The organism is Streptomyces sp. 11x1 (assembly GCF_032598905.1).
In the GTDB taxonomy this organism is placed as follows: domain Bacteria; phylum Actinomycetota; class Actinomycetes; order Streptomycetales; family Streptomycetaceae; genus Streptomyces.
Genome location: NZ_CP122458.1, coordinates 1,818,720 through 1,838,974, shown reverse-complemented (window position 1 = coordinate 1,838,974; position 20,255 = coordinate 1,818,720). Strand labels below are relative to the sequence as shown.

The window sequence follows — 20,255 nt, the reverse complement described above, 5'->3', positions numbered from 1 at the left end:
CCCGCCCCGGGGCCCATGGCGCGCGCGGGCCTGGGTACTGACAGGCCGAGGGTGCGTGCGACGCCCGCCGAGTTCGACACGGGCCGCCGACGCACCCCGACGCACGACGGAGCACCGAGCAACACCACGCGGCAGCACGAGCACCATCGACATCCCGGAGCGATCCCGAGGGGTGAGCGCCGGGCGACGCACCAGGAGCGGGCGGAGGCACACATGCGGCGGACGGATCCGGAAGGGCACGGTCCGGTCCGCTACGGCCCGCCGCTCCCCGCCCAGGGACTGCCCGTCCTGCCCGAACTGGCCGCCGCGCTCTCCGCCGCGTCGGACCGCCCCCACCCGGTCCCGCTCGGTGGCGACCCCGCCCTCCTGGACGCCGCCTGCGGCTACTGGGACCGGCGCGGACTGGACACCACCCGGGACAGGGCCCTGGCCGCCCCCGGTGCCCCCGCCCTGCTCCTCGCGCTGACCGCCGCGATCGGCGGCGACGTGCTGCTCCCACGGCCGTGCGCCGCCTGGTGGGAGCCGCAGGCACGGGCGCTGGGGCGAAGCGTCTTCCACGTGGCCACGCCCGCCGAGTGCGGGGGCGTGCCGGACCCGTACGCGCTCCTGGAGACCGTCCGCAGGATCCGGGCCGAGGGTGGCGACCCCCGGCTGCTCGTGCTGTGCGTCGCCGACGACCCGACCGCGACCGTGGCCCCGCCCGAACTGGTGCACGAGGCCATGGAGGCGGCCCTGGGGGAGGGGCTGCACCTGGTCAGCGACGAGACCTGGCGCGACACCGTGCACGACCCGCACGACACCGTGCTGCTCAGCCCCGCCGAGATGCTGCCCGACCGGGTCACCGTCGTCGCCGACCTCGCCGGCGCCTTCCTGCCCGCCGGCTGGCCGGCCGCCGTCGCCCGCTTCCCGGCGAACGGGGACGGGACGGGGCTGCGCGACCGGGTCCTGGACGTGCTCACCGCGCTGGGCGCCCGGGTCGCCACCCCGGTGGCCGCGGCCGCCGCCCACGCCCTCGGCGAGCCCGCCGCCGTCACCGAACGGCTCGCCGCCGCCGTGCGTCTGCACGCGCGCCTTGCCGAGGCCGCGTACCGCGCCGTGGTGGCCGCCGGGGCGCTCGCCCTGCCGCCGCGCGCCGGACGGCATCTCTACGCCGACCTCGCCCCGCTGCGCTCGACCCTCGCGGGGTACGGCGTCGGTGACGCCCAGGAGGCGGAGGACTTCCTCACCGAGCGGCTCGGGATGCCCGCCCCCGGTGGCCACCGGTTCGGGGACGACCTCGGGGCGCTGCGCGTCCGGCTGTCCACCGACGCGTTCCTCGGCACCACCGAGGAGGACCGCGCCCGCGCCCTCACCGCACCGGATCCCCTGGAACTCCCGCAGGTGGAAAGGGCGTTGACCCGCCTTGGAGCGGCGTTCGAGGCCCTGCGGTGAGGCTCTTCGGCAGGACCGACGGCACCAGCGGGACCGACGGCACCAGCGGCCTCGGTGACCCCGGCGGCCTCGGTGACCCGGCCTTCGGCGGACTTCAGCGATGACGATCCTTCGTGACGACGACGCTCAGTGACGGGAGCCTCCTCGATGACGCAGCAGTCCGAGTCGACCACCTCCACGACGAACGCCTCCTCGACGACCACCTCCACGACGACAGCCTCCATGCCGACAACCGCGGCGACGACCGTCTCCTCGACAACCACCCGGGGCACCGCCGACCCGGAGTCCGGGACTCCCCTCCTCCCGCCGCTCGCTCCGCCCCGCCCCCTCGGGGAGCCGCGCCGCTGGCCTCGGTCGTTCGCCGGCCGGCTCACCACGCCCCTCCCCGGGCTGAAGGCCTTCGCCCGGTTCGCCCGTGAGGGCTCGGTGCGGCCCGGGGCCGACGGACTCGCCGACGTCCCGCTGCTGCCTTACGAACCAGGCCCGTTGCCGAGGGCGGACGCCCGTACCCTGGCCGTCTCCTGGGCGGGGCACGCGAGTTGGGTGGTGCGGATCGGCGGGCTGACCGTCCTCACCGACCCCGTCTGGTCCCGCCGCATCCTGGGCACCCCGGCGCGCGTCACCCCCGTGGGCGTCGACTGGGACGCGCTGCCCCGGGTGGACGCGGTCGTCATCAGCCACAACCACTACGACCACCTGGACGCGCCCACCCTGGCTAGACTCCCGCGCGACACCCCGGTGTTCGTGCCCGCCGGACTCGGCCGCTGGTTCCGGCGGCGCCGGTTCGACCGGGTCACCGAGCTGGACTGGTGGGAGGCGGCCGAACTCCACGGCGTCCGCTTCGACTTCGTACCGGCCCACCACTGGTCCAAGCGCACCCTCACCGACACCTGCCGGTCCCTGTGGGGCGGTTGGGTCCTCACCGCCCCCGGCGGCCGGCGCCTCTACTTCGCCGGCGACACCGGCTACGGCCACTGGTTCTCCCTCATCGGCCGCCGCCACCCGGGGATCGACGTAGCCCTCCTGCCGATCGGCGCCTACGACCCCCGCTGGTGGCTGAGCGACGTGCACTGCGACCCGGAGGAAGCCGTCCGTGCCTTCCAGGACCTCGGCGCCCGGCACATGGCCCCCATGCACTGGGCCACCTTCGTGCTGTCGGCCGAACCGGTCCTGGAACCCCTGAGGAGGGTGAGGACGGCATGGCGGGCGGCCGGACTGCCGCGCGAGAACCTGTGGGACCTGCCGATCGGCGGCTCCCGAGTGCTGGACTGACCCTCACCGGACGACCCGGCGCCACACACTCGGCACCAGGCTGATCAGCAGCGTCAGCACGACCGCCGCCAGTACCCCTTCCCACGGCTCCTCGAACAAGGACCCGCCCAGGATGCCGATCAACTGGTACGTCACGGCCCACGCGAGGCACGCCGGCAGATTCCCCCGGGCGAACCGCCGCAGCGGCATCTTCGCCAGCAGACAGGCCAGCATCACCGGGAGACGCCCGGCCGGCATCAGCCGCGACAGCACCAGCACGGCCACCCCGTGGTCGTCGAGCTTCGCCTGCGCCTGGGTCAGCCGGTCCTCCGGCGCCCGGCGGCGAATCGCCTCCAACCAGCGCGAACCGTTCTTGGAGCCCATACCGCGCCGGCCCAGCCAGTACAGCGCGATGTCCCCGAGGAAGGCGGCGACCGACGCCACCGCGAACACCAGCAGCAGCGAGAGCGGCGCCGTCTGATGGAACGCCACCACGGCCGCCGAACTGACCAGCGCCCCGGTCGGCACCACCGGCACCAGCGCCCCGATCAGCACCAGCAGGAACAGCGTGGGATAGCCGATCGCCTGCTGGGTGGACGCGTACGGCACGGGAGCGCTCGCGGCCAGGGCGATCACCGAGCCTCCCCCACGACCTCTGCGACCTCCGCCGACGGGCGTCTCATCGGGCCACCCCCGGTCGCACGCTCTCCCCGTGGCCCAGCCGGTGCACGGCCACGTCGGGAGCGCGTGCGGCGGCGAGGCGTACGAACTCCTCACCAGGAGCGTGGAATTCATGGGGGCGCACGGCGTCCATGCCGATCGGCCAGTACGTGCCGTAGTGCACCGGAACCGCGCTCCGGGGCGCGAGCAGCGCAAGCGCCTCCGCCGCGCGCCCCGCGTCCAGGTGTCCCTCGCCGAGGTACGGTCCCCAGCCGCCGACCGGCAGCAGGGCCACGTCGACCGGCCCGACCTCCTTCGCCATCGTCTCGAACAGCCCGGTGTCCCCGGCGAAGTACGTCCGCGCCTCGCCCTCGACGACGAAGCCGAGCGCGGGCGAGCGATGCGGTCCCACCGGCAGCCGCCGCCCGTCGTGCCGGGCGGAGACAGCGCGTACGACCAGGTCACCGACCCTGACCTCGTCACCGGGCGCCGCCTCGGAGAGCCGGAGATGGGCCAGCCTGCGCAGCCCCGGCACCTGGCGCGGCGCGCCCTTCGGCACCACCACCCGGGTCCCCGGAGCGAGCCGGGCCAGGGAGGGGACGTGCAGATGATCGGCGTGCAGATGCGACACCAGTGCGACGTCCGCGACCGCGGCCTCCGGTGGCGGGGGCGCGCCCCGGCGCCTGCGCAGATGTGCGAGCCGGCGCGCGAACAGGGGGTCGGTCAGCACTCTCGTACCCGAGTCCTCCACTGTGCAGGTCGCGTGACCCCACCAGGTGATCTCCACCGGCACTCCGTTCGCCTCCTTCGCGCCACTCCCCCGAGCCTACGGGCTGGAGTAGGGTCTGCGGCCTGAGCTCGTCCCGCGGATCATGCCGTGGACGGGCATGCCGGTTCCGGCGTCCGCGGTTCGCTCCGCGGGACGGGTCCCGGGCCCGGGGGAGGGGGAACAGCATGGGAGACAAGGGCGATCGGAGCGGCGTCTCCGGGGTGGCGTGCCCGGACGCGGCTCGTGGCCGCGGCGCGGTGGGGCAGGTCGCGCCGGGACGCGGTGCGGTGGTGCGGGTCGCGGCCATAGCGAGCCTGACACCGCTGGAGGAGCTGGAGGCGGACCCCTTCCTGGTCGACTCCCGCAGCCAGCACGCCATGTGCGCCCGCTGGGCGGCCGAGCGCGGCTATGTGGTCACGCGCGAGCTGCTCGTACGCGGTCTGCGCCCCGATCACTGCGCCCTGTGGGCCGACGTCGACGCCGGCCTGGTCGATCTCTTCGTCGCCCCCAGCCACCGCGTCCTGGAGCGCGCCTTCGCCTCCGTCGACGACTTCACCGCCGAGTGCGCCCGGCGCGGCATCCGCGTCGAGACCGTCGGCCACGCCGAACCCGCCTACGACGCCCAGATGAAGGCCCATGTCCACCGCCGCCTGTCGATGCCGACGGCGGGCTACGACGGCCGTTGAGGGCACCACGTGCCTCTTCGAGCGCCGGGTGCACCAGCGCCCTCCAGGGGCGCGGGGAACTGCGCGACCGGCCACCGACGACCCGCGGCCCGCGACGCACGGCAAGCGCCGGCCCCTGCCCGCCCCCTTGCCGAGCCGTGCCCCCGTGCCGCCCCCTCGATGCCACCCCGGCGCCCCCACCCCCTATGACAGGCTGACCCCAGGATCGTGACGCAAAGGTGGCCGGAACGTGGGCGGTGGTCGTTGGCGGAGGGTGCTGAGCGGCGTCTGGCGGATGCTCGCCGTATGGGCGGTGTCCACCCTGACCATGCTCGTGCTGGCGGGCGCGCTCCCCGACTTCCGGCTCCAGTCCGAGAGCGACGAGAGCGCCACGCAGATCGCCGTGACCGCGGCGCTCGGCGCGGGCGCCTTCGGTCTGCTGTCCTCGCTCGTGTGGCCGCTGCTGGTGCGGGCCCTGCTGCTGGTGCCGGCACTCGTCCTCGGCCTGCTCGTCTTCTTCCTCAATGGCTCCCTGCTCCTGCTGGCCCTGCGGCTCAACCCCTCAGGCCAGGGCGCGGCCGCGCCCGAGACGGCCGTGGTCGTCGCCGCGGTGATGTCCGCCGTCGCCTCCGCCACCGGCGGCGCCCTCGCCGTACGGGACGACGACGCCTACCGGCGCCGCCTGTACCGCCTGGCCGACCGCCGCCGCGGGCACGCCGCCGGCCGCCCGGGGCCCGCCGGCCCCGGCACCCTCTTCCTCCAGCTCGACGGAGTCGGCCACGACGTGCTGGAGGCGGCGGCGGAGAAGGGGCTGATGCCCACCGTGGCCGCGTGGCTGGGCCTCGCGCCGCCGCCCGCCTCCGCCGGCATCGCCCGCCCCCGGCCCACGCACCGGCTCACCCCGTGGCGCACCGACTGGTCCAGCCAGACCGGCGCCAGCCAGCTCGGCATCCTGCACGGCACCAACCACGACGTGCCGGCCTTCCGCTGGTACGAGAAGGACACCCGGGAGGTGATGGTCTGCAACCGGCCCTCCAGCGCCGCCGAGCTCCAGCGCCGGGCCGTCGACCACACCGGCGACGGCGGTCTGCTGACCGTCGACGGCGCCAGCCGCGGCAACCTCTTCAGCGGCGGCGCCGAGCAGCTCGCGCTGGTGCTGTCGATGGCGGCCCGCCGGGGCAGGCGCAACCGGTCCCGCGCCGGCTACTTCGCCTACTTCTCCGACCCAGCCAACGCCGTCCGCACGGCCATGTCCTTCGTCGCCGACGTCCTGAGGGAGATCGGCCAGTCCACCCGGGCCCGGTTGGCCGAGCAGCGCCCGCGCGTCAAGCGCGGCGGGCTCTACCCGTTCATCCGGGCCTTCGCCACCGTCGTCGAGCGCGATGTCGTCGTCGCCGCGGTGATCGGGGACATGTTCGCCGGCCGCGCGGCGATCTACGCGGACCTGGTGGCGTACGACGAGGTCGCGCACCACTCCGGACCGCACAGCCGGGACGCCGCGAAGATCCTCGAACGCCTGGACCGCTCCCTCGCGTTGATCGCCCAGGTCGCCGAACACGCCCCGCGCGCCTACCGGATCGTCCTCCTCTCCGACCACGGCCAGAGCCCCGGGGAGACCTTCCTGGGCCGCTACGGCCTCACCCTGGGCGACCTGGTCCGCGCCGGCTGCGGCCTGGCCGTCCCGCGCCGCGCCCAGCGCACCCACAGCGGCGCCGAGGCACGCGCGGCGGTACGGGCCGCGCTGCGCATCCCCGTCGAGGAGGGCGTCGAGGAGCACCGCCCCACCCGCCGCTCCGAGCCCATCACGCTGGCCTCCGGCAACCTCGGCCTCGTCTCGTTCCCGGACGTCTCCCACCGGATGAGCCGCGAGGAGATCGACGCCCGTCACCCCGCGCTGCTCTCCACCCTGGCCAACCACCCCGGCATCGGATTCGTCCTCGTCCGCAGCGAGAAGCACGGCGGTGTGGTCCTCGGCGCGCACGGCGCGGAGATCCCGATCGACGATCTGAGCGACGAACACCCGGGCCCCCTGGCCGACTTCGGCCCCGGTGCCGCCGACGCCGTACGCCGCACGCACGGCTTCCCGCACACCGCCGACATCATGGTCAACTCCTCCTACGACCCCGCCGACGGCGAGGTCCTCGCCTTCGAGGAACAGATCGGCTCCCACGGAGGCCTGGGCGGCTGCCAGTCCCGCCCCTTCCTGATGTCCCCCCTGGCCCTCTCCGAGCCGGTGACGGAGGACGAGCCCCTGGTGGGCGCGGAACACATCCACCGCGTCCTGAGACGCTGGCTGAGGGAAGCGGACGGCCCCCAAGTACCCATGGCTCAACTGGAGCGCTCCGAAGGGGCGCGGGGAACTGCGCGACCAGCCACGAACCGACCCGCACCCGCCACCCAGCAGGGCCCGGCAGACGCTTAGGCATCCCCCAGCAGGACCCGGCAGACGCACAGGTGCCCCCGGCCACAAAAAATTCGGCTGCGCTCCCGCGAAGCGGTCACCCACACTGGCCGCAACGTCCGCGACGTCCGCAGGACCGAATCCCTGGAGCCCACGCCTTGCAGGCAGCCGTCACCGTCACGCCCTCCCGCCTCCCCGAGCTGCTGCTCGGCCTCGCCACCGTGCGCCCCGTCTTCCTCTGGGGCGCCCCCGGCATCGGCAAGTCCTCCCTCGTGCGGGACTTCGCCGAGTCGCTGGGCCTGGAGTGTGTGAGCCTCCTCGGTACGCAGCTCGCGCCGGAAGACCTGATGGGCGTCCCGCAGATCCGCGACGGTCGCTCCGTGTTCTGCCCGCCGGAGGCGATCGCCCGCGACGAGCCGTACTGCCTGTTCCTGGACGAGCTCAACGCGGCGACCCCGGATGTGCAGAAGGCCTTCTACTCGCTGATCCTGGACCGCCGTATCGGCAACTACGAGCTGCCGAAGGGCTCGATCGTCGTCGGCGCCGGCAACCGTGCCACCGACAACGCCCTGGCCCGCCCCATCGCCTCCGCCCTGGTCAACCGGCTCACCCACGTCCACCTCCAGGCGTCGGCCAAGGACTGGCTGGCCTGGGCCGAGGGCAACGGCATCCACCCCTGGATCCTGGACCACCTCACCGACCGCCCGGACCAGCTGTGGTCGAAGCCGCCGAAGAGCGAGGAGCCGTTCTCCACGCCTCGCTCCTGGCACATGCTCTCCGACGCGCTGCACTCCTTCGGGACCGACCTCGACGAGGAGACCCTGAAGGTCCTCGCGCACGGCACGCTGACGCCCGCGCACGCGGTGGCCTTCTGCGGCTACGTCAAGATCGTGCGCAGCCGGTTCGGCATCGAGGCCATCCTCAAGGGCGAGGCCGGCTGGCCCCACCGCGTGGAGGACCGCGACCTGCTGTACTACCTCGCCGACTCCTTCCGCGGCCGGCTGATCAAGGAACTGCCGGTCAGCAAGCAGCACATGTCCGCGAACGGGCGGCAGACCGCGTACCGCGCCAAGTCCCTGCTGGTGCGGCTCGCGGAGATCTCCGTCGAGGTCGCCCAGACCGTCATCGCCGACGACACCGACGGCAACCCCGTGCTGCCGGCCTGGTTCCTGGTCGAGGCGGCCCGCGACATGCCCCGGCTGGTGGAGGCGCGCCGGTGAGCACGGCCGGCGGCAAGGGCCGGGGGAAACGGAAGACACAGCGGGACCTCGCCACCGAGGCGTTCGAGGCGGGACTGGAGGCGGTGCGGCGCAACTCCGCGCTGCGGGCGGTCGGGTTCAGCGTCTGCCGCAAGGAGAAGTGCGACCTGGCGCCCCGCGAGGGCCTCGTCCGGGTCGACTCCGAGGGCGTGCTGCACGCGCACCCCGACCGGCTCGCGGCCCCCGACGTCTGGGCCTGGGCCATCGCCCACGCCGCCATCCACCTCGGCTTCGGGCACGTCCCGGCGGCGCGGGGCGAGCGCGCCCAGCCCGACCGGTTCGACCTCGCCGCCCGCTGCGTCGCCGTCAACCGGTTCCTGCTCACCTTCCCCGTCGGCCTGACCCCCGAGAACCTGCCCGACCGCTACCCGGACGGCGACGAGGAGCGCCTCGCCGCCCGCTGGCGCCGTGACGGACTCCCGGCGGCGTACGAGCACTGCGGCACGTCCGGCGGCGAGCCCGACCAGCTGCTGCTGTCCTGGCCCACGTGGCGGGGCACACCCACGGACTGGCAGCTCGCCTTCGCGCACGCCCTCACCCGCACGATGTCCGCCGCGATGGACATGGCCGGCGGCCGCCGTGAGTCCCTGGACGACGAGCCGACCCGCATGCGGCCCTGGGAGAAGGCGCTGAGCTGGTTCATCTCCTCCTACCCGCTGCTCGGCGGCATCGCGGCCGGCATCCGGATCGTCGCCGACGTCGAACTCGCCCATGCCCACGGCATCTCCGTCGCGGCCGTCGACGCGGAGGCGGGCGAGATCTACATCAACCCGCTCCGCCAGTTCGACGACGAGGAGTGGCGGTTCGTCCTCGCCCACGAGATGCTGCACGCCGCCCTGCGCCACGGCGACCGCTGCGGCACCCGCGACCCCTTCCTGTTCAACATCGCCGCCGACTACGTCATCAACGACTGGCTGCGCGAGATGCAGGTCGGCACCATGCCCGAGGGGCTGCTGTACGACCCCGGACTGACCGGGCTGTCGGCCGAGGAGGTCTACGACCGGATCGTCGGTGACCTGCGCCGGATGCGCAGGCTCGCCACCCCGCGCGGCAGGGGCGTGGGCGACATCCTCGGCGGTCCGCTCGGCTCGCCGCGCGACTACGTGGACCTCGACGAGTTCTACCGCCGGGGCCTGGCCCGGGGCTTCGACCTGCACGAGCGGCAGGAACGCGGCCTGCTGCCCGCCGGTCTGGTCGAGGAGATCCGCGCCCTCAGCCATCCGCCCCTGCCCTGGGACGCGCAACTCGCCCGCTGGTTCGACGAGTTCGTACCCAGCCCCCAGGCCGTACGCACCTACGCGCGCCCCTCGCGCCGTCAGTCCGCCACCCCCGACATCCCGCGCGCCGGACGGTACTTCCCGCCCGAGGAGGTCGCCCGCTGCACCTTCGGCGTCGTCCTCGACACCTCCGGCTCCATGGACCGGACGCTGCTCGGCAAGGCGCTGGGCGCGATCGCCTCGTACGCGGCGGCCCGGGACGTACCGGCCGCCCGGGTCGTGTTCTGCGACGCCGCCCCGCACGACGCGGGGTACCTGCCGGTCACCGAGATCGCCGGACGGGTACGGGTACGCGGGCGCGGCGGTACGGAACTGCAGCCGGGCGTCGATCTGCTGCACCGCGCCGACGACTTCCCGCCGGGCGCACCGGTCCTGGTCATCACGGACGGCTGGTGCGACGTGCTGCGGGTGCGGCGGGAGCACGCGTATCTGATTCCCCAAGGTGCTCGCCTGCCGTTCACCGCGCGGGGGCCGGTGTTCAGGGTGAGATGAGCCTCGTACCCGCCGGAGTGTGATCGGATGGGGGCACGGAACCCCGGCGGCGGAACCCCGGCGACGGGACTCCGGCATCGTGACTGACAGGAAAGGACTCATCGTGGCCACCACGCGCACCGCACACACCGTCTGGGAAGGCGAGCTGCTCAAGGGCACCGGCACCGTCACCTTCGACTCCTCCGGCATCGGTTCGCAGCCGGTGTCGTGGCCGTCGCGCGCGGAGCAGGCGAACGGCAAGACCAGCCCCGAGGAGCTGATCGCGGCCGCCCACTCCAGCTGCTTCTCCATGGCGCTCTCCCACGGCCTCACGGGCGCGGGCACCCCGCCCACCCGCCTGGAGACCAAGGCCGACGTGACGTTCCAGCCCGGCGAGGGCATCACCGGCATCCACCTCACCGTCCGCGGCGAGGTGCCCGGCCTCGACGCGGCCGGCTTCCAGGAGGCGGCCGAGGGCGCAAAGAAGAACTGCCCGGTCAGCCAGGCCCTGACCGGCACGACGATCACGCTGACGGCCGAGCTGGCCTGACCGTCTGCTTCGTGCGCCCCGTCTCCGCCCCATTGACAAGAGCCCACTCAAGTTTTGTGCTGGTGGTGGGAACACTTGGCGGACCTCGCGGGTCCTTGCGGACTCCGCTGGAAGGGGACGGCGATGGGGCGTGCGGTCGGGATCGATCTCGGGACGACGAACTCGGTGGTGGCCCTGCTGGAGGGCGGTGAGCCGACCGTCGTCGTCAACACGGAGGGGCAGCGGACCACACCGTCGGTGGTGGCCTTCGCCAAGAACGCCGAGGTGCTCGTCGGCGAGATCGCCAAGCGGCAGGCCGTGACGAACGTGGAGCGCACGGCGCGCTCCGTCAAACGCCACATGGGCGACGCGAGTTGGCGGTTCCCCACGGAGGGCTCCGTGGACGGCACCCGCTACCGGGCCCAGGAACTGTCCGCGCGCGTCCTGCAGAAGCTGAAGCGGGACGCCGAGTCGTACCTCGGCGAGGACGTCACCGACGCGGTCATCACCGTGCCCGCGTACTTCGACGACGCGCAGCGGCAGGCGACCAAGGAGGCGGGGGAGATCGCGGGCCTGAAGGTCCTGCGGATCATCAACGAGCCCACGGCGGCGGCCCTCGCCTACGGCCTGGACCGGGGCGAGGAGCAGACCGTCCTCGTCTTCGACCTCGGCGGCGGCACCTTCGACGTCTCCCTCCTGGAGATCGGTGACGGGGTCATCGAGGTGAAGGCCACCAACGGCGACACCCGGCTCGGGGGCGACGACTGGGACCAGCGGGTCGTCGAACACCTCGTCCAACGCTTCCGGGGGCAGCACGGCGTCGATCTCGGCCGCGACAAGATGGCGTTGCAGCGGCTGCGGGAGGGCGCGGAGCGGGCCAAGATCGAGCTGTCCAGCTCCTCCGAGACGTCGATCAACCTCCCGTACGTCACTGCTTCCGCGGAAGGGCCCCTCCACCTGGAGGAGACGCTGACGCGCGCCCAGTTCCAGGAGCTGACCGCCGACCTGCTCGATCGGTGCAGGACGCCGTTCCACCAGGCCGTCAAGGACGCGGGGGTGAAGCTCGCGGCGATCGACCACGTCATCCTCGTGGGCGGTTCGACGCGGATGCCCGCCGTGAGCGGCCTGGTCCGGGAACTCACCGGCAAGGACCCGCACAAGGGGGTGAACCCCGACGAGGTGGTGGCGGTCGGCGCCGCGCTCCAGGCGGGCGTCATCCGGGGCGACGTGAAGGACGTCCTGCTGCTCGACGTCACCCCGCTGTCCTTGGGCATCGAGACCAAGGGCGGCATCATGACCAAGCTGATCGAGCGCAACACGACGATTCCCACGCGCCGTTCGGAGATCTTCACGACGGCGGCCGACAACCAGTCCTCGGTCGGCATCCAGGTGTACCAGGGGGAGCGGGAGATCGCCGCGTACAACAAGAAGCTGGGCGTCTTCGACCTCACCGGGCTGCCGCCCGCGCCGCGCGGTGTCCCGCAGATCGAGGTGGCCTTCGACATCGACGCGAACGGCATCATGCACGTCTCGGCGAAGGACCTCGCCACCGGCCGTGAACAGAAGATGACGGTGACCGGCGGCTCCGCGCTCCCCAAGGACGACATCGACCGCATGATGCGGGAGGCCGAGCAGTACGCCGACGACGACCGCCGGCGCCGCGAGGCCGCCGAGACCCGCAACCACGCCGAGCAACTCGCCTACCAGACCGAGAAGTTCCTCCGCGAGAACGAGGCGCGCGTCCCCGTCGACAGCAGGGCCGAGGTGGAGGCCGCGGTGGCGGAGGTGAAGCGCCTCCTGGAGCACCCCGAGGACACCGCGTCCCTCCGCGCCGCCACCGACCACCTCTCCGCCGTCAGCCAGCGCATGGGCCAGGCCATGTACGCGGCGGCGGCCGCAGACCGGGCCGAGACACCGCCCCCCGGCCCGGCCGGCAACGGGAACGGGAAGGCGGCCGAGGACGACGACACGACGGTGGTCGACGCGGAGATCGTGGACGAGGAGAAGGGGCCGAAGGGAGGGGCGGGAGGGGCGGCGTAGCCGCCCGGGGGGCTCAGTACGTGTCGCGGTACCGCTTCAGGATGTCCCGTGTCGCCTCGGCGGAGGCCGCGTGCGCCGCCATGTGGTCGAGGACTTCGAGGTGGAGGGCCACCTCGGTGCGGGAGTCGAGGTAGAGGGCACCGGTGAGGTACTCGCTGTAGACCATGTCGGGCAGTTCCGGTTCGGCGAAGCGGAAGAGGGAGAAGGGGGCGTAGGTGCCCGGGTGGGGGCCGCTGGCGAACTCGCTGACCTGGAGGATCACATGGTCCTTCTCGGTGACGTCGAGAAGCCGGTCGATCTGGTCGCACATCACCTGGGAGCGGATGCTCACCGGCCGCCTGAGGACCGTCTCGTCCATGATCACCCACAGGTGCGGCGGCTTCTCCTGGGTGAGGAGCTTCTGTCTCGCCATCCGTAGCGACACATGCCGTTCGATGCTCTCGGTACCGGTCTGCCCGACCGTCCCGGCCTCCATCACGGCCCGCGCGTACTCCTCGGTCTGCAGCATCCCCGGCACGAAGTGCGGCTCGTACTGCCGGATCAGCTGCGCCGCGCCCTCCAGGCTGACGTACACGCTGAACCAGTCGGGCAGCACATCGTGGAACCGCTGCCACCACCCCGGCTTGTTCGCCTCCTCGGCCAGCGACACGAACGCGGCGACCTCGTGCTCGGCGACCCCGTACGTCGTCAGCAGCACCTGGACGTAGGGGATCTTCAGGGCGACGTCGGCGGTCTCCATGCGCCGTACCGTCGCCGGGGCGACCCGGAGGACGCGTGCCGCCTCCTCGCGCTTGAGCCCGGCGGCCTCCCGCAGTTCCTGGAGCCGTTTTCCGAGCACCACCTGGCCCACGGTGGGCGCGGCCCGCCGCTCACTCACGCCACGCCTCCCCACGCGCCGAGATACCCCAACAGTCTGTCATGCACCGGTGGCACCGCACAGGGGCGGCCGGAACGGGATGTTCCGGCGGCCTCGGGGCACGACGACCCCGCAGGGTACGGGGTGCCATGACCTCGGAGGTAATCGACCGCCGTCGGCACCGCGCGGCAAGGTGAGGTCACCGGGTCCTTCCGGCCGCCCCACGGGGCGCTCGGCCCCCGGTCCCTCCCGTTTACCGCCCACCACCTCGACGGAGCGTGATCTGCCATGTCCACGACTTTCGCGTCGACGGCCCGGCTCGCCGTACTGGCCCGGACCACCGACCCCCGCACCATGCTGCGCCGCTTCCTGGCCGCCGACGCGGCGGTGACCGGGGCGAACGGGCTCGCCTACCTCCTGGCCTCCGGCCCCCTCGGCCGCTTCCTCGGGGTCGACCCCGGGCTGCTCCTCGGGCTCGGCGCGTTCCTCACCGTGTACGCGGTGGGTGTCGCCCTGCTCGCCGCGCGTGAGCGTCCGCCGACGCTGCCCGTACGGGCCGTGATCGAGGCCAACCTCGCCTGGACGGTCCTCAGCCTCGTCTCCCTGGTGCTGTGGCTGACGCCGAGCGCGGCGGGCGCGGTGTGGACACCGCTCCAGGCGGTCACCGTGGCCGGGTTCGCGGCACTCCAGTACCTGGCCCTCCGCGCGGCAGGCCCCCGCACGGACGCCGACTGACCGTCAGGACATCAGCCCGTGCAGGTGCTTGACCGTCGCCGGGTCCGCCGGGAGGAACGTCTCGATGGCGAGCTCGGCCACGGTCACGTCCAGGGGCGTGTTGAAGGTGGAGACCGAGGAGATGAACGACAGCACCCGGCCCTCGTGCTCGATCCGCATCGGCAGCGCGAAGTACACACTCGCCCCCGCGCCGGGCCCCGCCCCCGCGTCCCCGCCGGAATCGTCCTCGGGCGTGCCCGGCGGCAGCGGATAGGCCGCCACCTCCTCGTACAGCGCCCGCAGCGGCTCCGAGCGGTGCAGCGCGACCTGGCGCTCCATCTGCTCCAGCAGGTGCCCGCGCCAGGCGCGCAGATTCCGGATGCGCGGCGCCATGCCCTCGGGGTGCAGCGTCAACCGCATCGCGTTCAGCGGCGGCACCAGCAGAGACTCGGGGATCCCGTCGAGAAGCATGGCAATGCCCCGGTTCGCGGCCAGGACGTCGTACGTCGCGTTCATCACCAGCGCCGGATACGGCTCGTAGCCCTGGATCAGCCGCTCCATGCCCTCCCGCAGCGCGCCCATCGACGGGTCGTCCAGCGGCGTCTCCGGGTAGTGCGGGGCGTAACCCGCCGCGAGCAGCAGCGCGTTCCGCTCCCGTACGGGTACCTCCAGGTGCTCGGCGAGCCGGAGCACCATCTCCTCGCTCGGGCGGGAGCGGCCCGTCTCGACGAAGCTGATGTGTCGCGCCGAGGAACCCGCGCGCAGCGCCAACTCCAGCTGGCTGACCCGCCGTCGCTCCCGCCAGGAGCGCAGCAGCGGGCCCACGCCCTGGACGGCGGGCGCGGTGGGACGGCCCGGGGCACCGGTCGGGACAGTCGTCGGGACACTGGTCATGCGGAGAACGTAACCGAGCCGGTCGAGGCGTGGCGCGCCCGGGCTCCTGGCCAGGGACCCGGCCCTCCGTCTGTGGCACGCTGGGAGGGACCGGACGTCACGGAGGGGACCTCCCGGAAGGAGTGGGTCATGCCCGTCGAACCCTTGTCGCAGAAGGAGATCGAGGACCGGCTGACGGAGCTGCCCGGCTGGTCGCTGGACGGGGACCGGATCGCCCGTTCCTACCGGCTGGGCTCGCACTTCGCGGCGACCGCGATGGTAGTGCACATCGCCCAGACCCAGGAGGAGCTCGACCACCACTCCGACCTCACCCTCGGCTACGACACGGTGTCGCTGACCATCCACACCCACAGCGTCGGCGGCGCCGTCACCGAGAAGGACTTCGAGCTGGCCCGCAGGGTGGAGGCGCTCGCCCCCGGTCACGGGGCGGGCTGAGGCGGGTGCTGGACTACGACAAGGAGGCCGGCGCCTACGACACCCTGCGGGGCGGCGAACCCCGCGCCGAGGCCGCCGCCCACGCCGTGCTCGGCCTCGTCCCCGAGGGCGCACGCCGGCTGCTCGACATCGCCTGCGGCACCGGGATCGTGACCCGTCGCCTCGCGGCTGCCCGTCCCCGGACACGGGTCACGGGGGTCGACCTCACGCATGCGATGGCGAGCCGGGCCGCCGCCCGGCTGCCCGGCTCCGTCGTGATCGGTGACGCCCGCCGACTCCCGTTCCGCGACGGGGAGTTCGACGCCGTCACCAGTGTGTGGCTGCTGCATCTGCTGGGCGGCCCCGAGGACGTGCGGGCCGTGGTCGGGGAGTGCGCGCGGGTGCTCCGCCCCGGTGGCGTCTACGTCACCACCGTCGACAAGGCCGCCTCCCACAACGTGGGCAGCGACATCGACGCGGTGCTCGCCCCACGGCCCCGGGCCCCGGCGATGGACCCCGCGGGCGTGGTCGAGAAGTACGCCGTCGCCCACGGGCTGCGTGCCGCCGGGCAGGCCCGATTCCCCGGGCGCGGCCAGGGCCGCAGCCCCCGCCGCACGGTCGCCGACCTGCGCCGGGGCTGGTTCGTCACGCTGCCGCCCGGCGATCCGCTGGCCGACGACTTCGCGCGTCGCCTCGCCGCCCTGCCCGACCAGGACCTGCCGCGCCCGGACCCGGAGTTCACCCTGCGGTCGTTCCGGAAGGCCGCCTGAACTCCATGATCCAGTTGGTCAGCCAGGTCGTGCCGCCGTCCCGGGAGAACGCCTGCTCCCAGCGGGCGAAGGTCTCGGACATCCCCGACCACACGAAACGCACGCGCACGTTCTCGTCGTCGAGGGTGTCGTCGCCGTAGAACTCCCCCCGGCCGCCCTCGAACCGGCCCGTGACCGGCGGGAACAGCGTGCCGGTACGGCTGGAGGACCAGCTCAGCGACCAGGTCCGCGCCCGTGGGTCGAACAGCCGCAGGGTCAGCCCCTTCGAGCCGAGGTGCGGCATGTCGATCTCGTCGATGTTCGCGGCCCCGTCGAAGAGGGCCCAGCAGCGGCTGGTGGAGGTGAACTCCTCCCAGTCGCTGTCCGGCGCGAGGAAGTCGGTGCGGCGGCGGTGGTGGGCCTCCCACGCGCCGTGGAAGAAGTCGAAGTCGTGCGGGCCGCTCATCGCCGACCTCCGGTGAGCGAGGGGGTTCCGGTCGTCCCGGCGGGCAGGGAGTCCGCCAAGTAGGCGTCGAGGTCCGGGAGTTCCGGTGCGAGGACGTGCCGTACCCAGGCGTCGCGTTCGTGCTGGATCGGCGGGAGTTCCCAGACGCAGCCGATCCACGGGCGGTCGGTGGCCACGAAGTGCGTGGGGTCGGTGTCCGGGCAGCCGAGCACCGGCTGGCCCGCCGCCGCTCCGGCGAAGTGCAGGACGTTGTCCCACACCCAGCTGTAGACGTTCAGGTAGGCACCGGTGTCGCCGCCCCGGTGCAGCACGACGAAGGTCGCGGGCGGTGTGGTCCCGTCCGGCTCCGGCAGCAGTGCGGGAAGGAGCGCGTACGCCGCCTCCGCGACCTCGGGAGCGATGCCGTCCGGGTCGGCCGTGACGTGGTAGCGCTTGATCCGTCGGCCGGCCGCCTCGACGGGCGGCGGCACGGTCAGCAGTTTCTCGGTGAAGGGCATGGCGGCACGTTAGGACCGCTTCACTGACATCCTGTGTCAGTGAAGTCCAGCCGACTCGTCTCCGTCCTGCTGCTGCTCCAGACCCGGGGGCGGATGACCGCCGCCGAGCTCGCCGAGGAGCTGGAGGTCTCCGTCCGCACGGTCTACCGGGACGTGGAGGCGCTGGGCGCGGCCGGGGTCCCGCTCTACGGCGACGCGGGCCACGCCGGGGGCTACCGCCTCCTGGAGGGCTACCGCACCCGCCTCACCGGGCTCACGAGGAACGAGGCCGAGGCCCTGTTCCTCGCGGGCGCCCCGGGGCCCGCCGCCGACCTGGGCCTCGGCGCGGTGCTGGCCGCCGCTCGGCTGAAGGTCCGCGCGGCCCTCCCCGTCGAGCTGCGGGCCCACGCCGACCGGGTCGCCGGCCGCTTCCACCTGGACGCCCCCGGCTGGTACGCGGAGGCCGACGACACCCCGTTCCTGTCCGCCGTCGCCGACGCGGTCTGGAACGGCCGGGTGCTGCACGTCCTCTACCGCCGCTGGGCCGAGCCGACCGATGTACGGCGTCGTCTCGAACCGTACGGCCTGGTCCTCAAGGCGGGCCGCTGGTACGTCGTCGCGGGGCCGGGACCCCGTACGTTCCGCGTGGACCAGATCCTCGACATCCTCGAACCCGACGCCGCCGACGAGGAGTTCACCCGCCCGGACGGCTTCGACCTCGCCGCGTACTGGGCGGCGTACCAGCGCGACTTCCACGCCCGGCTGCACCGTGGCGAGGCGCTGGTCCGGCTGGCGCCGGGCGTGACCCTGCCCAGGGCCGTTCCCGCCGAGGGCGGCACGGCCGAAGACGGCTGGGCCACGGTGAGGGTGCCCGTCGAGTCCGTCGAGCACGCGCACGGCGAGTTCCTGCGGCTGGGCACGGACATCGAGGTGCTGGAACCGGCCGAACTGCGCCACAGGATCGCCCGGACCGTGGCCGAACTGGCCGAAAGATACGGCAACGTGGCCGGGAACGGTGGCGACTGAAGGAGTGGAACCCGTCCGTTTCTTCTGGAGGTTCGTCACGTGCAGCACCCGCACAGGCACCACAGACGCCGAGCCCTGCGCTCGCTGGTGACAGCGGCCCTGGTCGCCGCCGGACTCACCACGTTCACCGGCACGCCCGCCGAGGCTGCCACCGCCCGCCAGGTCGAGCGCCTCGACCGGGGCGTGGTCAGCGTGCACGTCGACAGCGGCAACCTGGTCAGCTGGCGCTGGCTGGCCACCGACCCGAATGACGTGTCCTTCAACGTCTACCGAGCCGGTACGAAGGTCAACTCCACCCCGATCACCGGCTCGACGAACTACTTCCACACCGGCGCCCCGGCCCAGGCCGACTACACGGTCCGCGCGGTCGTGGGCGGCGTGGAGCAGGGCGACTCGGTGCACGCCGTCCAACTGCGCACCGGCTACAAGGACGTGCCGATCAGCGCACCCGCGGGCGGCACCACCCCGGACGGCGTCGCCTACACCTACGAGGCGAACGACGCCTCCGTGGGCGACCTCGACGGCGACGGGGCCCTGGAGTTCGTCCTGAAGTGGCAGCCCACGAACGCCAAGGACAACTCCCGGTCCGGCTACACCGGCAACACGATCATCGACGGCGTCAAGCTCGACGGCACCCGACTGTGGCGCATCGACCTGGGCCGCAACATCCGCTCGGGCGCGCACTACACCCAGTTCCAGGTGTACGACTACGACGGCGACGGCAAGGCGGAGATCGCCGCCAAGACGGCGGACGGCACGGTCGACGGGGCGGGGACGGTCATCGGCAGCTCCTCCGCCGACCACCGCAACTCCAGCGGCTACATCCTGTCCGGGCCCGAGTACCTGACCATGTTCAACGGGCAGACCGGGCGCGCGATGCAGACCGTCGACCACGTCCCGGCCCGGGGCACGGTCTCGTCCTGGGGCGACTCGTACGGCAACCGCGTGGACCGCTTCCTCGCCGGGACGGCGTATCTGGACGGTGCCCACCCTTCCCTGATCATGGCGCGCGGCTATTACACCCGTTCGGTGATCGCGGCCTGGGACTGGCGGAACGGCTCCTTCACCCGCCGCTGGACCTTCGACACCAACTCCTCCACCAACTCCGGCCGGGGCTACGACGGCCAGGGTTCGCACAGCCTCTCCGTCGGTGACGTCGACAACGACGGCCGGGACGAGATCGTGTACGGCGCGATGGCCGTGGACGACAACGGGGCCGCCCTGTGGACCACCCGGACGGGCCACGGCGACGCCCAGCACCTGGGCGACCTCGACGCGTCGACGTCCGGCCTGGAGTACTTCAAGGTCTCGGAGTCCACCTCCCAGCCCGCCGAGCTGTACATCAACCCGGCCAACGGTGTGGTCCGCTGGCAACTCGCCGCCTGCTGCGACAACGGGCGGGGAGTCGCCGGTGACATCCACGCGGGCAGCGACGGCCCCGAGATGTGGTCGGCCTCCGACTCCGCCATCCGCGACGAGGCCGACGCGGCGAAGGGCCGCGAGCCCTCCTCGGTCAACTTCCTCTCCTGGTGGGACGGCGACCCGGTCCGTGAGCTCCTCGACGGCACCCGGATCGACAAGTACGGCACATCCGCCGACACCCGGCTGCTGACCGGCTCCGGGGTCTCCTCCAACAACGGCACCAAGGCCACCCCGGCGCTCTCCGGCGACATCCTCGGCGACTGGCGTGAGGAGGTGGTCTGGCGCACGAGCGGCAACACGGCGCTGCGGATCTACTCGACGCCGATCGAGACGAGCACGAAGATCACGACCCTGCTGCACGACCCGATGTACCGCACAGGGCTGGCCTGGCAGAACACCGCGTACAACCAGCCCCCGCACACCAGCTTCTTCATCGGCGCCGGCATGCCGACGGCGCCCAGGCCGACCGTGTACACGCCGTAGGG

19 protein-coding genes are annotated in these 20,255 nt (G+C 73.0%); 13 read left to right on the top strand and 6 right to left on the bottom strand.

The annotated features are described in order from the left end of the window. Positions 1 to 213: 213 nt before the first annotated feature. Together P8T65_RS08145 and P8T65_RS08140 are read left to right on the top strand one after the other, a co-directional pair. Positions 214 to 1,431, top strand: coding sequence for an aminotransferase class I/II-fold pyridoxal phosphate-dependent enzyme (locus tag P8T65_RS08145; protein WP_316724684.1), 1,218 nt, complete (start codon positions 214 to 216; stop codon positions 1,429 to 1,431). Positions 1,432 to 1,578: 147 nt separating this feature from the next. Beyond that, positions 1,579 to 2,703 carry an MBL fold metallo-hydrolase gene (locus P8T65_RS08140; protein WP_316724683.1) on the top strand — a complete coding sequence of 375 codons (1,125 nt, stop codon included), beginning with the start codon at positions 1,579 to 1,581 and terminating at the stop codon, positions 2,701 to 2,703. Positions 2,704 to 2,706: 3 nt separating this feature from the next. On the opposite strand, the gene P8T65_RS08135 is transcribed toward P8T65_RS08140, so the two are convergent. Further along, on the bottom strand, positions 2,707 to 3,318 hold the full coding sequence (locus P8T65_RS08135) for a VTT domain-containing protein (RefSeq protein ID WP_316724682.1): 612 nt from the start codon (positions 3,316 to 3,318) through the stop codon (positions 2,707 to 2,709). A gap of 43 nt (positions 3,319 to 3,361) precedes the next feature. Continuing rightward, positions 3,362 to 4,135: an MBL fold metallo-hydrolase gene (locus P8T65_RS08130; protein WP_316724681.1), complete on the bottom strand. Its 774-nt coding sequence runs from the start codon at positions 4,133 to 4,135 to the stop codon at positions 3,362 to 3,364. A gap of 161 nt (positions 4,136 to 4,296) precedes the next feature. Here P8T65_RS08130 and P8T65_RS08125 point away from each other — a divergent pair, with 161 nt between their 5' ends. From P8T65_RS08125 to dnaK, 6 genes are all read left to right on the top strand, one after another. Then, on the top strand, positions 4,297 to 4,797 hold the full coding sequence (locus tag P8T65_RS08125) for a hypothetical protein (protein ID WP_230213652.1): 501 nt from the start codon (positions 4,297 to 4,299) through the stop codon (positions 4,795 to 4,797). Between the two features lie 229 nt (positions 4,798 to 5,026). Further along, complete coding sequence (locus P8T65_RS08120) at positions 5,027 to 7,198, top strand: phage holin family protein (protein ID WP_316724680.1); 2,172 nt, start codon at positions 5,027 to 5,029, stop codon at positions 7,196 to 7,198. A gap of 137 nt (positions 7,199 to 7,335) precedes the next feature. Then, positions 7,336 to 8,397, top strand: coding sequence for a MoxR family ATPase (locus P8T65_RS08115; RefSeq protein WP_316724679.1), 1,062 nt, complete (start codon positions 7,336 to 7,338; stop codon positions 8,395 to 8,397). Further along, a complete protein-coding gene (locus P8T65_RS08110) occupies positions 8,394 to 10,205 on the top strand; it encodes a DUF2201 family putative metallopeptidase (RefSeq protein WP_316724678.1) in 1,812 nt (603 codons plus the stop codon). The genes P8T65_RS08115 and P8T65_RS08110 overlap by 4 nt, the downstream gene beginning before the upstream one ends. Positions 10,206 to 10,308: 103 nt before the next feature. Continuing rightward, positions 10,309 to 10,734 carry an OsmC family protein gene (locus tag P8T65_RS08105; RefSeq protein ID WP_012999567.1) on the top strand — a complete coding sequence of 142 codons (426 nt, stop codon included), beginning with the start codon at positions 10,309 to 10,311 and terminating at the stop codon, positions 10,732 to 10,734. A 123-nt stretch (positions 10,735 to 10,857) separates the two neighbouring features. Further along, positions 10,858 to 12,753, top strand: coding sequence for a molecular chaperone DnaK (gene dnaK, locus P8T65_RS08100; protein ID WP_316724677.1), 1,896 nt, complete (start codon positions 10,858 to 10,860; stop codon positions 12,751 to 12,753). 13 nt (positions 12,754 to 12,766) lie between these two features. Here the strand turns inward: dnaK and P8T65_RS08095 are convergent, their stop codons facing one another. Then, positions 12,767 to 13,630 carry a helix-turn-helix transcriptional regulator gene (locus tag P8T65_RS08095; protein WP_316724676.1) on the bottom strand — a complete coding sequence of 288 codons (864 nt, stop codon included), beginning with the start codon at positions 13,628 to 13,630 and terminating at the stop codon, positions 12,767 to 12,769. A gap of 267 nt (positions 13,631 to 13,897) precedes the next feature. On the opposite strand from P8T65_RS08095, the gene P8T65_RS08090 reads away from it, so the two are divergent. Continuing rightward, the gene (locus tag P8T65_RS08090) at positions 13,898 to 14,344 is read left to right on the top strand and encodes a hypothetical protein (protein ID WP_316724675.1); all 447 of its coding nucleotides are present in this window, start codon (positions 13,898 to 13,900) and stop codon (positions 14,342 to 14,344) included. A 3-nt stretch (positions 14,345 to 14,347) separates the two neighbouring features. On the opposite strand, the gene P8T65_RS08085 is transcribed toward P8T65_RS08090, so the two are convergent. Next, on the bottom strand, positions 14,348 to 15,217 hold the full coding sequence (locus P8T65_RS08085; protein ID WP_316724674.1) for a helix-turn-helix transcriptional regulator: 870 nt from the start codon (positions 15,215 to 15,217) through the stop codon (positions 14,348 to 14,350). Positions 15,218 to 15,346: 129 nt separating this feature from the next. On the opposite strand from P8T65_RS08085, the gene P8T65_RS08080 reads away from it, so the two are divergent. Both P8T65_RS08080 and P8T65_RS08075 read left to right on the top strand, forming a co-directional pair. Beyond that, positions 15,347 to 15,652: a 4a-hydroxytetrahydrobiopterin dehydratase gene (locus P8T65_RS08080; RefSeq protein ID WP_316724673.1), complete on the top strand. Its 306-nt coding sequence runs from the start codon at positions 15,347 to 15,349 to the stop codon at positions 15,650 to 15,652. 5 nt (positions 15,653 to 15,657) lie between these two features. Next, positions 15,658 to 16,401: a class I SAM-dependent methyltransferase gene (locus P8T65_RS08075; protein ID WP_316724672.1), complete on the top strand. Its 744-nt coding sequence runs from the start codon at positions 15,658 to 15,660 to the stop codon at positions 16,399 to 16,401. On the opposite strand, the gene P8T65_RS08070 is transcribed toward P8T65_RS08075, so the two are convergent. Together P8T65_RS08070 and P8T65_RS08065 are read right to left on the bottom strand one after the other, a co-directional pair. After that, positions 16,370 to 16,846, bottom strand: coding sequence for a hypothetical protein (locus P8T65_RS08070; protein WP_316724671.1), 477 nt, complete (start codon positions 16,844 to 16,846; stop codon positions 16,370 to 16,372). The genes P8T65_RS08075 and P8T65_RS08070 overlap by 32 nt on opposite strands. Next, positions 16,843 to 17,343, bottom strand: coding sequence for a hypothetical protein (locus P8T65_RS08065; RefSeq protein WP_316724670.1), 501 nt, complete (start codon positions 17,341 to 17,343; stop codon positions 16,843 to 16,845). Before P8T65_RS08065 ends, P8T65_RS08070 begins: the two co-directional genes overlap by 4 nt. Positions 17,344 to 17,382: 39 nt before the next feature. On the opposite strand from P8T65_RS08065, the gene P8T65_RS08060 reads away from it, so the two are divergent. Both P8T65_RS08060 and P8T65_RS08055 read left to right on the top strand, forming a co-directional pair. Continuing rightward, positions 17,383 to 18,348, top strand: coding sequence for a YafY family protein (locus P8T65_RS08060; RefSeq protein ID WP_316724669.1), 966 nt, complete (start codon positions 17,383 to 17,385; stop codon positions 18,346 to 18,348). 39 nt (positions 18,349 to 18,387) lie between these two features. Further along, positions 18,388 to 20,253: a rhamnogalacturonan lyase gene (locus P8T65_RS08055; protein ID WP_316724668.1), complete on the top strand. Its 1,866-nt coding sequence runs from the start codon at positions 18,388 to 18,390 to the stop codon at positions 20,251 to 20,253. Positions 20,254 to 20,255: the final 2 nt, after the last annotated feature.